At 63.9% G+C, this 15366-nt stretch carries 15 protein-coding genes; 11 read left to right on the top strand and 4 right to left on the bottom strand.

The features are described 5' to 3' along the window. Nucleotides 1-18: 18 nt before the first annotated feature. The gene (locus ACQY4V_RS08840) at nucleotides 19-882 is read right to left on the bottom strand and encodes a MurR/RpiR family transcriptional regulator (RefSeq protein WP_428516646.1); all 864 of its coding nucleotides are present in this window, start codon (nucleotides 880-882) and stop codon (nucleotides 19-21) included. Between the two features lie 87 nt (nucleotides 883-969). On the opposite strand from ACQY4V_RS08840, the gene ACQY4V_RS08835 reads away from it, so the two are divergent. The 11 genes from ACQY4V_RS08835 to ACQY4V_RS08785 all read left to right on the top strand — a co-directional run bounded on the left by ACQY4V_RS08835 (nucleotide 970) and on the right by ACQY4V_RS08785 (nucleotide 12806). After that, nucleotides 970-1779 carry an N-formylglutamate amidohydrolase gene (locus tag ACQY4V_RS08835; RefSeq protein ID WP_428516644.1) on the top strand — a complete coding sequence of 270 codons (810 nt, stop codon included), beginning with the start codon at nucleotides 970-972 and terminating at the stop codon, nucleotides 1777-1779. Further along, entirely contained in the window at nucleotides 1776-2354 is a 579-nt protein-coding gene (locus ACQY4V_RS08830) for a TRAP transporter small permease subunit (RefSeq protein WP_428516642.1), read from the top strand. Before ACQY4V_RS08835 ends, ACQY4V_RS08830 begins: the two co-directional genes overlap by 4 nt. Beyond that, the gene (locus tag ACQY4V_RS08825) at nucleotides 2354-3679 is read left to right on the top strand and encodes a TRAP transporter large permease (protein WP_428516640.1); all 1326 of its coding nucleotides are present in this window, start codon (nucleotides 2354-2356) and stop codon (nucleotides 3677-3679) included. The genes ACQY4V_RS08830 and ACQY4V_RS08825 overlap by 1 nt, the downstream gene beginning before the upstream one ends. 58 nt (nucleotides 3680-3737) lie before the next feature. Further along, nucleotides 3738-4775 (top strand): TRAP transporter substrate-binding protein, encoded by a 1038-nt coding sequence (locus ACQY4V_RS08820; protein WP_428516638.1) that lies wholly within the window; start codon nucleotides 3738-3740, stop codon nucleotides 4773-4775. A gap of 63 nt (nucleotides 4776-4838) precedes the next feature. After that, complete coding sequence (locus tag ACQY4V_RS08815) at nucleotides 4839-6203, top strand: glutamine synthetase family protein (protein WP_428516636.1); 1365 nt, start codon at nucleotides 4839-4841, stop codon at nucleotides 6201-6203. A 2-nt stretch (nucleotides 6204-6205) separates the two neighbouring features. After that, on the top strand, nucleotides 6206-7585 hold the full coding sequence (locus ACQY4V_RS08810; protein ID WP_428516634.1) for an aldehyde dehydrogenase family protein: 1380 nt from the start codon (nucleotides 6206-6208) through the stop codon (nucleotides 7583-7585). A 1-nt stretch (nucleotide 7586) separates the two neighbouring features. Beyond that, complete coding sequence (locus ACQY4V_RS08805; RefSeq protein ID WP_428516632.1) at nucleotides 7587-8732, top strand: iron-containing alcohol dehydrogenase; 1146 nt, start codon at nucleotides 7587-7589, stop codon at nucleotides 8730-8732. A gap of 149 nt (nucleotides 8733-8881) precedes the next feature. Then, nucleotides 8882-9946: an extracellular solute-binding protein gene (locus ACQY4V_RS08800; protein ID WP_428516630.1), complete on the top strand. Its 1065-nt coding sequence runs from the start codon at nucleotides 8882-8884 to the stop codon at nucleotides 9944-9946. Nucleotides 9947-10005: 59 nt separating this feature from the next. After that, a complete protein-coding gene (locus ACQY4V_RS08795) occupies nucleotides 10006-11097 on the top strand; it encodes an ABC transporter ATP-binding protein (protein ID WP_428516628.1) in 1092 nt (363 codons plus the stop codon). Continuing rightward, the gene (locus ACQY4V_RS08790) at nucleotides 11097-11954 is read left to right on the top strand and encodes an ABC transporter permease (RefSeq protein ID WP_428516626.1); all 858 of its coding nucleotides are present in this window, start codon (nucleotides 11097-11099) and stop codon (nucleotides 11952-11954) included. The genes ACQY4V_RS08795 and ACQY4V_RS08790 overlap by 1 nt, the downstream gene beginning before the upstream one ends. A 3-nt stretch (nucleotides 11955-11957) precedes the next feature. Then, entirely contained in the window at nucleotides 11958-12806 is an 849-nt protein-coding gene (locus ACQY4V_RS08785; protein ID WP_428516624.1) for an ABC transporter permease, read from the top strand. 79 nt (nucleotides 12807-12885) lie between these two features. On the opposite strand, the gene hypE is transcribed toward ACQY4V_RS08785, so the two are convergent. Genes hypE through ACQY4V_RS08770 form a run of 3 tightly spaced genes read right to left on the bottom strand, consistent with a single transcriptional unit; the run spans nucleotide 12886 to nucleotide 15364 of the window. Further along, nucleotides 12886-13935 (bottom strand): hydrogenase expression/formation protein HypE, encoded by a 1050-nt coding sequence (gene hypE / locus ACQY4V_RS08780; RefSeq protein WP_428516622.1) that lies wholly within the window; start codon nucleotides 13933-13935, stop codon nucleotides 12886-12888. Then, a complete protein-coding gene (gene hypD / locus ACQY4V_RS08775) occupies nucleotides 13932-15077 on the bottom strand; it encodes a hydrogenase formation protein HypD (protein ID WP_428516620.1) in 1146 nt (381 codons plus the stop codon). The genes hypE and hypD overlap by 4 nt, the downstream gene beginning before the upstream one ends. Next, on the bottom strand, nucleotides 15074-15364 hold the full coding sequence (locus ACQY4V_RS08770) for a HypC/HybG/HupF family hydrogenase formation chaperone (protein ID WP_428516618.1): 291 nt from the start codon (nucleotides 15362-15364) through the stop codon (nucleotides 15074-15076). Before ACQY4V_RS08770 ends, hypD begins: the two co-directional genes overlap by 4 nt. Nucleotides 15365-15366: the final 2 nt, after the last annotated feature.

The raw sequence follows: 15366 nt of genomic DNA, 5'->3' as shown, positions 1-15366 counted from the left end.
GAGACAGCGTGCAGGCCTCTATTTCCGGAAAATCCGCGTGGAGCGGAACATGTCCTCCAGTTCCTCGATCCGGTCGCGGGCCTTGTCCTGACGCCGGGTCTGGATCGCGGCGATCAGCGCCTCGACGATCAGGTTGATACCGAGGGTCGAGTCCCAGCTTGACGGCACCTCGACCAGCGCGTTGATGACGTGATCGGCGGTTTGTGAGATCGGCGAGCCCCACTGGTCGGTAAAGAGCACGATGACCACGCCGCGCTCCTTGGCGAGGCTTGCGAGCGTGGCCAGGTCCGCCTCGTAGCGGCGAATGTCAAAAATCACCAGAACGGATCGCGGCCCCATGTCGATCAGGTATTGCGGCCACACGTTGGGCGAGGGGGACAACAGCGTCACGCCGGGCCGTACGATCTGAAGGTGATTGAAAAAGTAATCCGCGTTCGAGCGCGTGATGCGCCCGCCCAGCAGGAAGATGCTGCGCCGCGTGTCGGCGAGCACCCTGGCCAGCGCGTCGAACGTGGCCGGATCCAGCCGCTCGATCGTCTGGTTCAGGTTGTCGAACACCGCTTCGGCGAAATTGCGGAAGGCGGGGGAATCGTTGCGCCCCTGCGGCCATCCCTCGCGCTTCAGGATCGGCTTCTTGATCTGGGCCGAGGCTTCTTCGCGCAGCGCGGCCTGCATCTCGGGAAAGCCGTCAAAGCCCAGTTTCCGCGCCAGCCGGATGACTGTCGGTGTCGATACGCCCGAGGCCTCGGCCAGCTTGGTGATGGATTGCAACCCGGCCATCGGATAATCGCGCAACAACGTGTCGGACAAAAGCCGCTCGGCCGGGGTCAGCGCACCGGCCTTATCCTTGAGCGTGTCCTTGACGATGACGGTGCGTGCCACGAATGCCCTCTTTGAAAGCAGCTGCCAAAAGTTTGAAGCAATTGTTACAAGCTACTCCGGTGTCGTAATTTCGTCTACGGAAATTTCTTGACAGTTTTCCGGGCGCCGCCACTAATGGCCGGTGTGAGCGGATCGACAGCATACCAGATTCTGGCCCCCGACCATGGGCCTGTGGCCGAGGTGATCAACCCGGACGGAGAGGCGTCTTTGTGCCTGGTGTGCGAACATGCCAGCGCCGTCATTCCGGCCTCGCTCGGCACGCTGGGACTGGCGCCCGAGCATCGGCAGTCCCACGCGGTGTGGGACATTGGCGCAGAGGCGCTGGCGCGTGAGCTGTCGTCGCGGCTCGATGCGCCTTTGGTCATCGCAACGGTCTCGCGCCTGGTCTACGACCTGAACCGCCCGCCCGAGGCGCGGGATGCGATGCCGTGGCAGAGCGGCGAAATTCCTGTGCCGGGCAATCGCGATCTGAGCGAGGCCGAGAAAACCGCCCGCACCACACAGGTCTACGAGCCGTTTCATGCCACGCTATCGGACGTGCTCGACGGCTTCGAGACACGCCCGGTGCTGGTCACGATCCACAGTTTCGCGCCGGTCTGGCACGGCACGCCGCGCCGTACGCAACTGGGTCTTCTGCACGATGCCGATGCGTCGCTAGCCGAGGCGATGCTGAGTGCCGCCGACGACACGTTCGTCACACATCTGAACGAACCTTATTCAGCCAGCGACGGGGTCACCCACACGCTGGCCCGCCATGCCACCGCGCGCGGGTTGACGAACGTCATGATCGAGGTCCGCAACGACCTGCTGGGCGAGGGGTCTGACGTGGCCCGCATCGCCGCTTATCTGACGAATCTGCTGAACAGCGCGCTGGCCCCGAAGGCCGCGACCGCATGACCGGGGCAATGCTGACATACGTCGCGGTCGTCGACCGCATGAACCGCTGGATCGGGCGGATCGTCATGTACGGGATCTTCGTGATGATGGCGATCCTGCTGTGGTCGTCCTTCACCAAGCTGGGCAGCGATATCGGGCTCGATATCAACCCCTCGCTCTGGACGCTGGAAATGGCGCAGTTCGCGATGGTCGCCTATTACATTCTCGGTGGTCCGTACTCGATCCAGATGGGCTCGAACGTGCGCATGGACCTGCTCTATGGCGAATGGAGCGACCGGCGCAAGGCGCAGGTCGATGCCATCACCGTGCTCTTCCTGATCGTGTATCTCGCCTTCCTGCTGGGGGGCGGCTGGGACAGCCTGATGTATTCCTTCCAGTATGGCGGTGAGCGCAGCAACAGCGTCTGGCGGCCCTACCTCTGGCCGATCAAGCTGATCATGGTCGTGGGCATCTGCCTGATGCTGCTTCAGGCCATCAGCGAATTCTTCAAGGATATCCTGCGGCTGAAAGGGCACGACATGGGCGCCAAGGACGAGGACAGCTCTGACGCCCGGCCCGAGGGGACCCGCACCTGATGCCCTACGAAGCCATCGCCGCGCTGATGTTCGCATCCATGATGCTGATGCTGCTGACCGGGCAGCGGGTCTTTGGCGCCATCGGGTTCGTGGCCGTCGTTGCGGCGTTTTTCCTGTGGGGCGACCGCGGCGGATACGATCTGGGCTTTGCCGCCGCGATCAAGCTGATGAAATGGTATCCGCTGCTGACGCTGCCGATGTTCATCTTCATGGGCTATGTCCTGTCCGAAAGCCGCATCGCCGACGACCTCTACCGCATGTTCCACGTCTGGATGGGCGGGCTGTCCGGTGGTTTGGCCGTGGGCACGATCGGGCTGATGGTGCTGATCTCGGCCATGAACGGGCTGTCGGTGGCGGGCATGGCGATCGGCGCGACCATCGCCTTGCCGGAACTCTTGAAACGAGGCTACGACAAGCGGATGGTGACCGGGGTGATACAGGCCGGGTCCTCATTGGGCATACTCGTCCCACCCTCCGTCGTGCTGGTGCTCTACGCCATGATCGCCCGCCAGCCTGTGGGTCAGCTCTGGCTTGCCGGCGTCCTGCCGGGGCTGATGATGGCGGGGATGTTCGTCCTTTACATCGTGATCCGCTGCCGCCTGAACCCTACGCTTGGCCCGATCCTGCCGAAAGAAGAGCGGGACATCCCGATGGGCGAGAAAATCCGCCTGCTGGGCGCGGGCCTTCTGCCGCTTTTCATTTTCTTCACCATGATGGTGCCCTTCGTGAATGGCTGGACCTCCCTGGTGGAATCTTCGGCCATCGGCGCCATCGCCGCGTTCCTGGCCGCCGTCGTCAAGGGCCGCATGACGCGGCAGGTATTCGAGACCTCGGTGCGCAAGACGCTTGGCATCTCCTGCATGTTCATGTGGATCATCTTGGCCGCGCTGGCCTTCGGCTCGGTCTTCGACGGCTTGGGCGCGGTCAAGGCGATCGAGAGCCTCTTCACCGAACAGCTGGGCCTCAGCCCGTGGATGATCCTGATCCTGATGCAGCTATCGTTCATCGTGATGGGCACGTTCCTGGACGACACCGCGATGCTGGTGATCGTGGCACCGCTCTACGTGCCGCTGGTGGGCGCGCTCGGTTTCGACCTGATCTGGTACGGTGTGCTCTACACGATCACCACGCAAATCGCCTACATGACGCCGCCCTTCGGCTATAACCTGTTCCTGATGCGCGCCATGGCGCCGCCCGAGATCACGCTGAAGGACATCTACACCTCGATCCTGCCCTTCGTGCTGGTCATGGTGGTGGCGCTGGCGACGATCATGATCTTCCCGGAAATCGCGCTGTGGCTGCCGGGGTATGTCTATGGAAATTAAACAAGAGACCTTGGTCACAAGGCGTCGAGCAACTGAACCTAACAGAGAGGGTATTAAGATGACGACAAGACGCAATTTCCTGAAAGCGGCCGGTGCGGCCGTTCCGGCGACGCTGGCCACCCCCGCGATCGTCAAGGCGCAGTCCGCGATCAAGTGGCGCTTCCAGACCTATGCCGGCAGCGCGCTTGGCGAGCAGGTCACGAAACCGGCCATCGACTACATCAACGCCAACTCCAACGGCGAGTTGGAGATCGAGCTCTTTTACGCCGACCAGATCGTCCCCACCGGCGAGCTTTTCCAGGCGCTTCAGCGCGGCACGATAGACGGTGTCCACTCGGACGATGACTCGATGGCCTCGCCGACGCCGCTGCGCATGTTCGGCGGCTATTTTCCGTTCGCGACCAAGCACATCCTCGACGTGCCGGTGCTCTTCAACCAGTACGGCCTCGCCGATATCTGGCGCGAGGAATACGGCAAGGTCGGCGTGCAATGGCTGTCGGCGGCAGGGCAGGACCCCTGCAACTTCAACACCAAGAAGGAAATCACCTCGGTCGATGACCTCGACGGGCTGAAGCTCTATACCTTCCCCACGGCGGGCCGGTTCCTTGCCAAGTTCGGCGTCGTGCCGGTGAACATTCCCTACGAGGATGCCGAGGTGGCGGTACAGACCGGCGAGCTTGACGGCATGGCCTGGTCGGGCATCACCGAGGATTACACCGTGGGCTGGGCCGACGTGACCGATTACTTCCTGACCAACAACATCTCGGGCGCGTGGATCGGATCGTGGTTCGCCAACCAGGAACGCTGGGCGGAACTGCCCGACCACCTGAAATCGGTCGTCATGGCCGGGGTCGAGGCCGGGCACACCTATCGCAACCAGTGGTACTGGGGCGGCGAGGCCGCGCTGCGGGCCAATGGCGACAAGCTGGAGCTGCGCTCGGTGCCCGCGTCTGAATGGGCCGAGGTCGAGAACGCCGCCAAGGAATTCTGGGACGAGGTCGCGCAGGAAGGCGAGGTGCACGAAAAGATCGTCGGCATCTTCCGCGAGTACAACTCGGTCATCAACCAGGCCGGCGTGCCCTACAACTTCGAATAAGCCTACACGACGACGCGGAGCGCCTTTTGCCAAGGCGCTCCGTTCATTTCACGGAGACAGACCATGACCGCCAACCTCACCTTCACCGACCTGAAAAAGCTTGCCTCCAAAGGCGAGATCGACACGGTGCTTGTCTGTCTCGTGGACATGCAGGGCCGGCTTGCGGGCAAGCGGTTCCACGTGTCGAACTTCCTTGAAAGCGCGCACGTGGAAACCCATTGCTGCAACTACCTGTTGGCCACGGACCTCGAGATGGCGACGCCCGACGGCTATGCCGCGACGTCCTGGGAAAAGGGCTATGGCGATTACGTGATGAAGCCCGACCTTGGCACGCTGCGCCTTGTGCCGTGGCTCGAAGGCACGGCGATGGTGCTCTGCGACATCCTTGACCATCACACCCACAAGCCGGTGCCACACAGCCCGCGCCAGATCCTCAAGGCCCAGATCGAACGAGCCGAGGCGATGGGGTTCACCCCGATGATGGCGACCGAGCTGGAGTTCTTCCTGTTCGAGAAATCCTTCGACGAGATCCGCAAGGAAGGCTTTCGCGGCCTGACGCCCTTCAGCGGCTATAACGAGGATTACAACATCCTTCAGACCTCCAAAGAAGAGCATGTCATGCGCCCGATCCGCAACCTGCTCTATGCCGCGGGCGTGCCGGTCGAGAACACCAAGGGCGAGGCTGAGACGGGGCAGGAGGAGCTGAACATCCGCTATGCCGACGCGATGCTGTGCGCCGATCACCACACCATCGCCAAACAGGCGGTGAAGGAGATCGCGAACCAGCATGGCCACGCCGCCAGCTTCCTGCCCAAGTGGCACGCCGACAAGGTCGGCTCTGCCGCGCATATCCACCAGTCGCTGTTCAAGGGCGATACGCCCGCGTTTTATGATGCGGATGCAAAGCTGACCATGTCTGGCACGCTGAAGAGCTATGTCGCGGGCCTGCTGAAGTATTCGCCCGACATGACCTATTTCCTGGCGCCCTACATCAACAGCTACAAGCGCCTGATGCCGGGCACTTTCGCCCCCACCAAGATCGCATGGAGCATCGACAACCGCACCGCCTGTTACCGGCTGGTGGGCGATGGCACCAAGGGCGTGCGCATCGAATGCCGCACGCCCGGCTCGGACATCAACCCCTACCTTGCCTGTGCCGCGCAACTGGCCGCCGGGCTTTGCGGCATCGAAGAGGGGCTGGAACTGTCGGCCCCCGTCACCGGCGATGTCTACAAGATGGACGACGTGCCGATGCTGCCCCACACCCTGCGCGCGGCGACCGACCTTCTGCGCGGCTCCGACATGCTGCGCCGGGTCATGGGCGACGACGTGGTCGATCACTACACACGCACCGCCGAGGTCGAGCAGGAAACGTTCGACGCCGTCGTGACCGACTGGGAAATCGCGCGCGGATTTGAAAGGGCCTGAACATGAGCAAGACGGTTGAGCTGATCTCGCCGATCGACGGATCGATTTATATCACGCGGGATGTGCTGCCCCTCGACGCGGCGGTCGCTGCGACCGACAAGGCCCGGGCGGCACAGGCGGACTGGGCAGCAAAGCCCCTGTCAGAGCGTGTCGCCGCCCTGCGCAAGGCCAATGAGATCATTGGGGCCGACACCGACCGCATGGCACGGGAGCTGGCGCACCAGATGGGTCGCCCGGTGCGTTATGGCGGCGAATATGGCGGCTTCAGCGAGCGCTTGTCTTACATGGCGGATGTGGCCGCCGAAGGTCTGGCCGAGGACATCATTGAAGACAGCGACACCGCCCGCCGCGTCATCAAGCGCGTGCCATGGGGTGTCGTCCTGGTCGTGGCGCCTTGGAACTATCCGTACATGACAGCGATCAATACGGTCGCGCCCGCGCTGATCGCGGGCAACTCTGTCATCCTCAAACATGCCAGCCAGACCTTGCAGGTGGGCGAGCATCTGGCCGAGGCGCTGCACGCGGCGGGCGTGCCCCGGGACGTGTTCCAGAACGTGGTCATCGACCATGACACGACCGACGCCCTGATCGCGGGCCGCCACGTTGATTTCGTGAACTTCACCGGATCCGTCGGGGGCGGGCTGGCGATGGAACGCGCCGCCGCTGGGACCTTCACGCCGGTCGCCACCGAACTGGGCGGTAAGGATCCCGGCTATGTGCGCGCCGACGCGGACGTCGATGCCGCCGTCGACGGGCTGATGGACGGCGCGATGTTCAACGCGGGCCAATGCTGCTGCGGGATCGAGCGGATCTACGTGGCCGAACCACTGTTTGACGCCTTCGTCGAAAAGGCCGTCGCCTGGGTCAAGGCGCAGAAACTCGGCAATCCGCTCGACCCCGAAACCACCCTTGGCCCCATGGCCAACATCCGCTTTGCCCGCGAAGTCCGCGCGCAGGTCTCCGAGGCGCTGGACGACGGGGCCACCGCCCATATCGACCGGATGCAGGCCGATGACGGCGACAACACCTATGTCACGCCGCAGGTGCTGACCAATGTGACCCACGACATGCGGGTGATGCGGGACGAAACCTTCGGCCCCGTGGTCGGCATCATGTCCGTGCCCGACGACGACACCGCGATCCGCCTGATGAACGACAGCCGCTTCGGACTGACCGCCTCGGTCTGGACACGCGACGCCGCCGCCGCCGAGCGCATCGGCGAACGGATCGAGACCGGCACCGTCTTCATGAACCGCTGCGATTACCTCGACCCCGCCTTGTGCTGGACTGGATGCAAGGATACCGGCAAGGGGGCAGGGCTGTCGAAACTCGCCTATCACGCCCTGACGCGTCCCAAATCCTATCACCTGAGAAAGATCTGACATGGCACTTACCGGAAACTGGTCCTATCCCACCAACATGCGCTTCGGTGCCGGGCGCATCGCCGAGATCGGCGAGGCCTGCCGTGTCGCGGGCATCGCGAAACCGCTTCTGGTCACCGACCGGGGGCTGAAATCCATGGATATCACGACCCGGACGCTCGACCTCATGGAGGCCGCCGGGCTGGGCCGCGCGATCTTTGCCGAGGTCGATCCCAACCCTTCGGACGCAAATGTCGAGGAAGGGCTGAAATTCTATCGCGATGGGGGCTTCGACGGCGTCATCGCCTTCGGCGGCGGCTCTGGCCTCGACTTGGCCAAGACGCTCGCGTTCATGGCCGGACAGACGCGTCCGGTCTGGGATTTCGAGGATATCGGCGACTGGTGGACCCGCGCCGATCCCGATGGCATTCACCCCATCGTCGCCATGCCCACCACCGCCGGCACCGGCTCGGAAGTCGGGCGCGCGTCGGTCATCACCAACTCGGCCACGCATGAGAAAAAGATCATCTTCCACCCCAAGATGCTGCCGGCAATCGTCATCTGCGACCCCGAACTGACGGTGGGCATGCCCAAGCACATCACGGCGGGCACCGGGCTCGATGCCTTCGCCCATTGTGTCGAAGCTTATTCCAGCCCGCACTACCACCCGATGAGCCAGGGCATCGCGCTGGAAGGGATGCGGCTGGTCAAGGACTACCTGCCGCGCGCCTATGCCGACGGCTCCGATATCGAGGCGCGCGCCAACATGATGAGCGCCGCAGCCATGGGCGCCACGGCCTTTCAAAAGGGTCTGGGGGCGATCCACGCGCTCAGCCACCCCATCGGCGCGCATCACTACACCCACCACGGTACGACGAACGCGGTCTGCATGCCCGCCGTCCTGCAATTCAACGCCCCCGCCATCCGCGAGCGTTTCGGGCCGGCGGCGGCCTATCTGGGCATCGAGGGCGGTTTTGACGGCTTCTGCGCCTTCGTGGACCAGTTGAACGACAGCCTGGGCATCCCCAAAACGCTGACCGAGCTGGGCGTGACCGAGCCCGACCTCGACACGCTGGTGGATGCCGCGCTGCGGGATCCATCGACCGGCGGCAACCCGATCGAGATGACGGCGGAGAATACGCGTAAACTTTTCGAGGCTTGTCTTTGACGCAAAAGGAAAAAGCGACCGGGCAGGGGGCCTGACAAGAAACTGTCAAGAAACTCGAGGATAAGGCAGAGACTCGTCAAAGAGTTTGACCAAATGGTCAATGCTGACCATCCTGCACGCAAACAATCATCCACCAGAGGGGGACACCCATGAAAACGACACTGCTCACCACAACCTGCTTGGCCGTGTTCGGCCTGTCGCAGGCCGCCACCGCCGACACGCTGCGCCTGCTGACCTGGGGCGGCTACGCGCCTGACGAGGTCGTCGAGATGTTCGAGGAACAGACCGGCCACACCGTCGAGGTGACCAAGTCCAACAACGAGGAAATGATCGCCAAGCTGCGCGCCACGGGCGGCGGCGGCTTCGACCTCGCCCAGCCCTCGCAGGACCGCATCATGGGCCCGCAGATGGAGTTCGGCATCTACAAGCCCATGGACCTGTCGAAGATCGACGAGTCGCTGTTCATTCCCTCCATGCTGGAAGCCACCAAGGGCAACACCACCGTGAACGGCGAAGTCTACGGCGTGCCGCATGTCTGGGGCACCTCCGGCCTCGTGATGAACACCGCCGAGGCGGGCGACGTGGTCAAGGACTATACCGACCTCTGCGACCCGGCGCTGGAAGGCAAGGTGTCTTATCGCCTGAAGCGTCCCACCCTGATCGGCTTTGCCTTCGCCATGGGCGAGGACCCGTTCGCCGCCTATGACGACGAGGCGAAGTACAAAGAGATCATGGAAAAGGTCGAGGCCAAGCTGACCGAGTGCAAATCCAACGTGAAGGCGTATTGGAGCGGCGGCGACGAGCTGATGAACCTCCTGCGTTCGGGCGAGGTGACGGCATCGATGGCCTGGGACACCGGCGGCTGGAAGCTGAACGAGGACAATTCCGACATCACCTTCGTCGCCCCTGAATCCGGCGCGCTCGGCTGGATCGACACGTTCGTGCTCCCGGCCAAAGGGCAGGCCGACGATGTGGCCTACGAGTGGATCAACTTCGTGATGCAGCCAGAGGTGTCGGCCAAGATCACGGCTGCGGCGGGCAACTTCACCGCGTCCGCCGGCGCGGATGAGTATGCCGAAGACGCGCTCAAGGCCAAGTACCAGGACAGCTTCCCGCCTGAAGCGGTCGACAACATCAAATGGTACCCGCCCGTTCCCGCCGGCCTGGAGGCCATCGAAGGCGAGGTTCTGGACCGCGTCCAGGCCGCCAACTGATCGCGCATGACAACGCGGCACCCTTTCGCGAGGGTGCCGCCCAAGAAACGGCCCCCTGCATGACCCCTGATCTTGAATGCGTCGAGCTGGTGAAGCGTTTCGGCGACACGACCGCCGTTAACGACGTCTCGTTTTCCGTGCCGCCGGGCAGTTTCTTTTCCATCCTCGGCCCGTCTGGCTGTGGCAAGACGACGATCATGCGCATGATCGCCGGGTTTCTCGAGCCGACGTCGGGCGACATCCGCATCAAGGGCGGCACCGTTCTGGACACGCCGCCCAACAAGCGCCCGGTGAACATGGTGTTCCAGCACCTCGCGCTTTTCCCGATGATGACCATCGCCGACAATATCGGCTACGGGCTGCGGCGGCAGGGCATGGCCAAGGCCCAGATCGCCCGCAAGGTGGACGAGGCTCTGGACCGGATCGGCTTGCCCGGAATTGGTTCGCGCAAGGTCGATGAGTTGTCGGGCGGGCAAAAGCAACGCGTGGCCATCGCCCGCTGCATGGTGCTGGAACCCGATGTGCTGCTGCTGGATGAACCATTGGGGGCCCTCGACCTCAAGCTGCGCGAGCACATGAAGATCGAACTGAAGGCGCTTCAGGCCGCGTTCGACACCACATTCGTCTACATCACCCACGACCAGTCCGAGGCGCTGGTTATGTCCGACCAGATCGCCGTGATGAACGCCGGACGGTTCGAGCAGGTCGGCACGGGGCAGGACCTCTATTACCGGCCCGAGACGCCGTTCGTCGCCGGCTTCATCGGCGAGGCGAACCGCTGGACCGGGCGCATCGACCGCGTCGAAGGCGCAACGCTGGAGATGCGCACCGACACCGGCCTCGCCATGCGCGCGACCGCCGCCGAGGTCCTGTCCAAGGGCGACACCGCGGAAATTTTTGTCCGGCCAGAGTCCGTCCACCTCGCCGCCAATGCCGAGGCGCTGGCGCAGTTCGAGAACCGGATGCAGGGCAGGGTGACCAGCCTGCTTTTCAACGGCGCGGCCTCGCGTGTGTTGGTCGAGGATGACGCGGGCGAAACGCTTGAGGTCACGCTGCCCCAGACCGGCGAGTTCGCCAGTCTGAAACGCGGCGACAGGGTGCATATCGGCTGGGGCGCGGCACAGGCGATGTGCTTTGCCGGTGCGGCCTGATGCGCGCCGAAGCCCGGATCGGATTCATCCTGCTGCTGACGCCGCTGTTGCTGTGGCTGGGTTTGCTGATCGTCATCCCGCATATCGACATGTTGATGATCTCGCTGCGCGAACGCATCAGTTTCGGCGTCTACGAGCCCAGCCTGACGCAATACGAAAAGGCCCTGACCGAACCGCTTTACCTGCGTACCTTCTGGCGCACGGCGGTAATGTCGGTGCTGGCCACCGCCATCACCCTGCTGATCGCCTTCCCGGTGGCCTATTACATCGCCAAGATGGCGCGGGGCCGGTTGCAGCAGGTGCTGTTCATGCTCTGCCTGATCCCGTTCTACGTCTCGGAACTGGTGCGCACCTTCGGCTGGATGATCCTGCTGCGGGAAACCGGCCTCATCTCCAACTTGCTGCAATGGGCGGGACTGGCCGATCAGCCGGTCGAGATGCTCTACAACGACGCCGCCATGATGGTGGGGTTGGTCTACACATCCATGCTGTTCATGGTGGTGCCCTTGGTCACAACGCTGGAAAGCCTGGATGACAGCGTGGTCGAGGCGGGCTATGACCTCGGCGGCAGCGGCCTGTCGGTCCTGCGCGAGATCATCATCCCGCACGCCATGCCGGGCATCGTCTCGGGCTGCATCGTGGTCTTCATGCTGTCTTTGGGCAACTACCTGACGCCGACCATGCTGGGTGGCAAGGACAGCCTTTGGTTCACCGAGATGATCTACAACCAGTTCATCGTCCGCTCCAACTGGGAGCTCGGCGCGGCCTTCGGCTTCATGCTGCTGGTACTGTCCTCGGTTATCGTCTGGGGGATGCTACGTCTCACCGGCCGCACCCTTCAGGAAACGATGGGGTAGGCCATGATCCCGACCATCCCCCGTTCCCGCAGCTTTCGCCTCCTCTACGGCGGCTATGTCCTGCTGTTCTTCCTCTACCTCGCGCTGCCCCTGACTGTCGTCGCGGTCTTCGCCTTCAACGACAGCCAGTTTCCGTCACTGCCCTGGGAAGGCTTCACCTGGAACTGGTTCTTCGGAGAGGACCGCCCCCAGATTGGTGTCTTCCACGAACGCGGCATCCTGCGCGCGATGGGCACCTCGGCCTTCGTCGCCGCCTGCGTCGCGGTCCTGTCGGTCAGCGTGGGCACCACGAACGCCTTCCTCTTCAACCGCTACGAGTTCCGCGGCAAGGGCGCGCTTTACGTCCTGATGCTCTTGCCGCTGGTCATCCCCGGCATCGTGCTGGGCATTTCGATTCTGGTGTTTTCATCGACGCTGGCCAATGGGATCTGGAACGCGGCGGAGGTCGACATCCAGGCCCTGCGCCCCGGCCTGCTGCTGGTGATCCTCGGGCAGTTCTCATTTATCACGACCATCGCGACACTGGTCATCACCGCCCGGCTGCAAAAGTTCGACCGCACTCTGGAAGAGGCCGCGCTGAACCTCGGCGCCACGCGCCTGACGGCGGTGCGCACGATAACCATTCCCTTCCTCATGCCCGCCATGATCGGCGCGCTGGTCGTGGCGTTCCTGATGAGCTTCGAGAACTTCAATACCACGCTCATGCTGGTCGGTTCCGACGCGCCGCTGACCATCGCGATGTTCGACCGCCTGAAGGAAGGTTCGACCCCACTTCTCAATGCGGTTTCCCTGTTGCTGATGCTCGGCTCGTCGCTCCTGGCGCTGGTCGTGATCCTGTTCCAGCGCCGATAGCGATCGCGCCCCGCGAACCGACCCGTTGACGCAGGCTGACGGGACCCGTCTCGCCGCCACGCAAGATAAAGCAGGGCAACTAGCAGATGCGGGGCAATTGTTCACCGACCAGTGTGTCGACCAACCGTTGGCCGCCGAATAGGGTGGTCATCACCACGCGGCCCGCACGCCCGGATCGCGCCTTGCCGATCATGGTCGCACGTCGTCCGGCCTCCAGGTCTTTCATCGCGGCAAGGGCGGCCTCCGCCTCGTCCGGCGGGACAAACAGCACCAGCGTGCCCTCATTGGCCAGGTAAAGCGGATCAAGCCCCAGAACCTCGCACACGCCCTTGACCTCGGGGCGCAGGGGCAGGGCGGTCTCGTCGATCTCGATCTCCAGGGCAGCCGCCTCGGCCATTTCGTTCAAGGCGGATGCCACCCCGCCGCGTGTCGCGTCGCGGGCGGCGCGGGTGTTGGGGGCGACCGCCAGGACCGCCTCGACCAGCGCGCCGAGACTTTGGCAATCGGACCGGATGTCGGTGCTGAGCGCCATGTCGCCGCGCGCGGCCAGGATGGTCGCGCCGTGATCGCCCAGAACCCCGTTGACCAGCGCCACGTCGCCGGGCCGGATGTTTTCCGCCCGCATGTCGCGCCCCGGCGGGATGACCCCGACGCCGGAGGTCGTGACAAAGACCTTGTCCGCGGCCCCGCGTTCCACGACCTTGGTATCTCCGGTGACGATCCGGGCGCCAGCCTTTTCGGCCTCTGCCTGCATCGAGGCCACGATCCGGCGCAGCAGGTCGAACTCGCAGCCTTCCTCGATGATGAACGCCGCCGACAGCCATAGCGGTTTCGCCCCGCCCACGGCCAGGTCGTTGACCGCGCCGCAGACCGCGATCTTGCCGATGTCCCCGCCGGGAAATTCAGGCGGCGAGACCACGAAACTGTCCGTGGTAAAGGCCAGTTGCGCCCCCGGCACGCGCAGCGCGTCCGACGTCAGCCGCGCCTGGTCCTCCGAGCCGGGCGGCAGAAAGACATCCGTGAAGATTTCCTCGATCAGGTCGCGCATCGCCTTGCCGCCGCCGCCATGGGCCATGGTCACGCGGTCGCCGCGCAGGCGGGCAGGCTTGACCCGAGTGCTCATGTTCATTCCACCGCCTCCAGCCGCTCGTCGGTTGCGCCGTACTGGTAATAGGCGGCACAGGCGCCTTCCGAACTGACCATGAGGGCGCCCAGCGGCATCTCGGGCGTGCAGCCGGTGCCGTATTGCGGGCAGCCCGTGGGCTTGATCCGTCCGGTCATCACTTGACCGCAGGCGCAGCCTTCGGGCTCGGAGACGAGCCGCGGGCCGGCCCCGTAGCCGACGCCGAACTTTTCCTCGGCGTCGAAGGCGGCGTACTTGGCCCGGATACGCAGCCCGCTTGCGTCGATCTCCCCCAGTCCGCGCCACTCGAAGGTGGGGCGCGGTTCGTAGACATCCTCGATGGCGGCAAGCGAGACCGGGTTGCCATGCTCCGGCACCACGCGCGCATACTGGTTCTCCACCTCGGCTCGCCCGTGCCGGATCTGGTGCAGGACCATCAGCACCGATTGCAGCAGGTCGAGCGGCTCGAACCCCGCGACGACGATGGGCTTGCCATAGGTATCGGCGATGAAATCATAGGGATGCGTGCCGATCACCATCGACACGTGGCCGGGCCCCACGAAACCGTCAAGCACCATGTGCGGGTCGTTCAGCAAGGCCCTGATCGGGGGCGGCACAGTGATGTGGTTGCAGAAGACGCTGAAGTTGCACAATGCCTCACGCGCGGCCTGTTGGATCGACAGGGCGGTCGAGGGGGTCGTCGTCTCGAAGCCGAGACCGAAGAAAACAACCTCGCGCTCCGGGTTACGGCGGGCGATCTCCAGCGCGTCGAGAGGGGAATACACCATGCGGATATCCGCGCCGTCGGCCTTGGCCTGCATCAGTGATTTACGGGTGCCCGGCACGCGCATCGCATCGCCGAAGGTGCAGAAGATCACCTCTGGCCGCTCGGCAATCTCGACGCATTCGTCGATCCGGCTCATCGGCAGCACGCAGACCGGGCAGCCCGGGCCATGAATGAATTCGATGCCCTTAGGCGTCAGGCGGTCGAGACCGTAGCGAAAGATCGCATGGGTGTGCCCGCCGCAGATTTCCATGATGTGCACCGGCTTCTCGGCGGTCGCGCCGATCTCCTGCACCACGGTTTCAATGGCCGCCAGCACGGCCTTGGCGGCGATTGGGTCCCTGAATTCCTCGACATATCTCATTGCGTTCCCTCCAGGGCTGACGCGCCTTCGGCCATCGCCTCCAGCGTTTCCTGCGCTTCACCGAGACTCCGCAAAGCCTCCAGCGTCTTTTCGGCCTCGTCGGCGTCGATAACGCTCATGGCAAAACCCACATGGATCAGCGCCCACTCCCCGATCAGGTCGCCAAGGTCGGGCGTGGCCACGCAGGCGACAGACACCTCGCGGCGCACGCCGGATATATCGGCCAGCGCCATCAGGCGGTTCGCGTCGGTGATCTCGACGATTTGTCCCGGTATTCCCAGACACATGG

The sequence above is a fragment of the Roseovarius sp. genome, from assembly GCF_965277045.1.
Lineage (GTDB): Bacteria > Pseudomonadota > Alphaproteobacteria > Rhodobacterales > Rhodobacteraceae > Roseovarius.
This window is presented reverse-complemented; position numbering and strand designations above follow the sequence as displayed.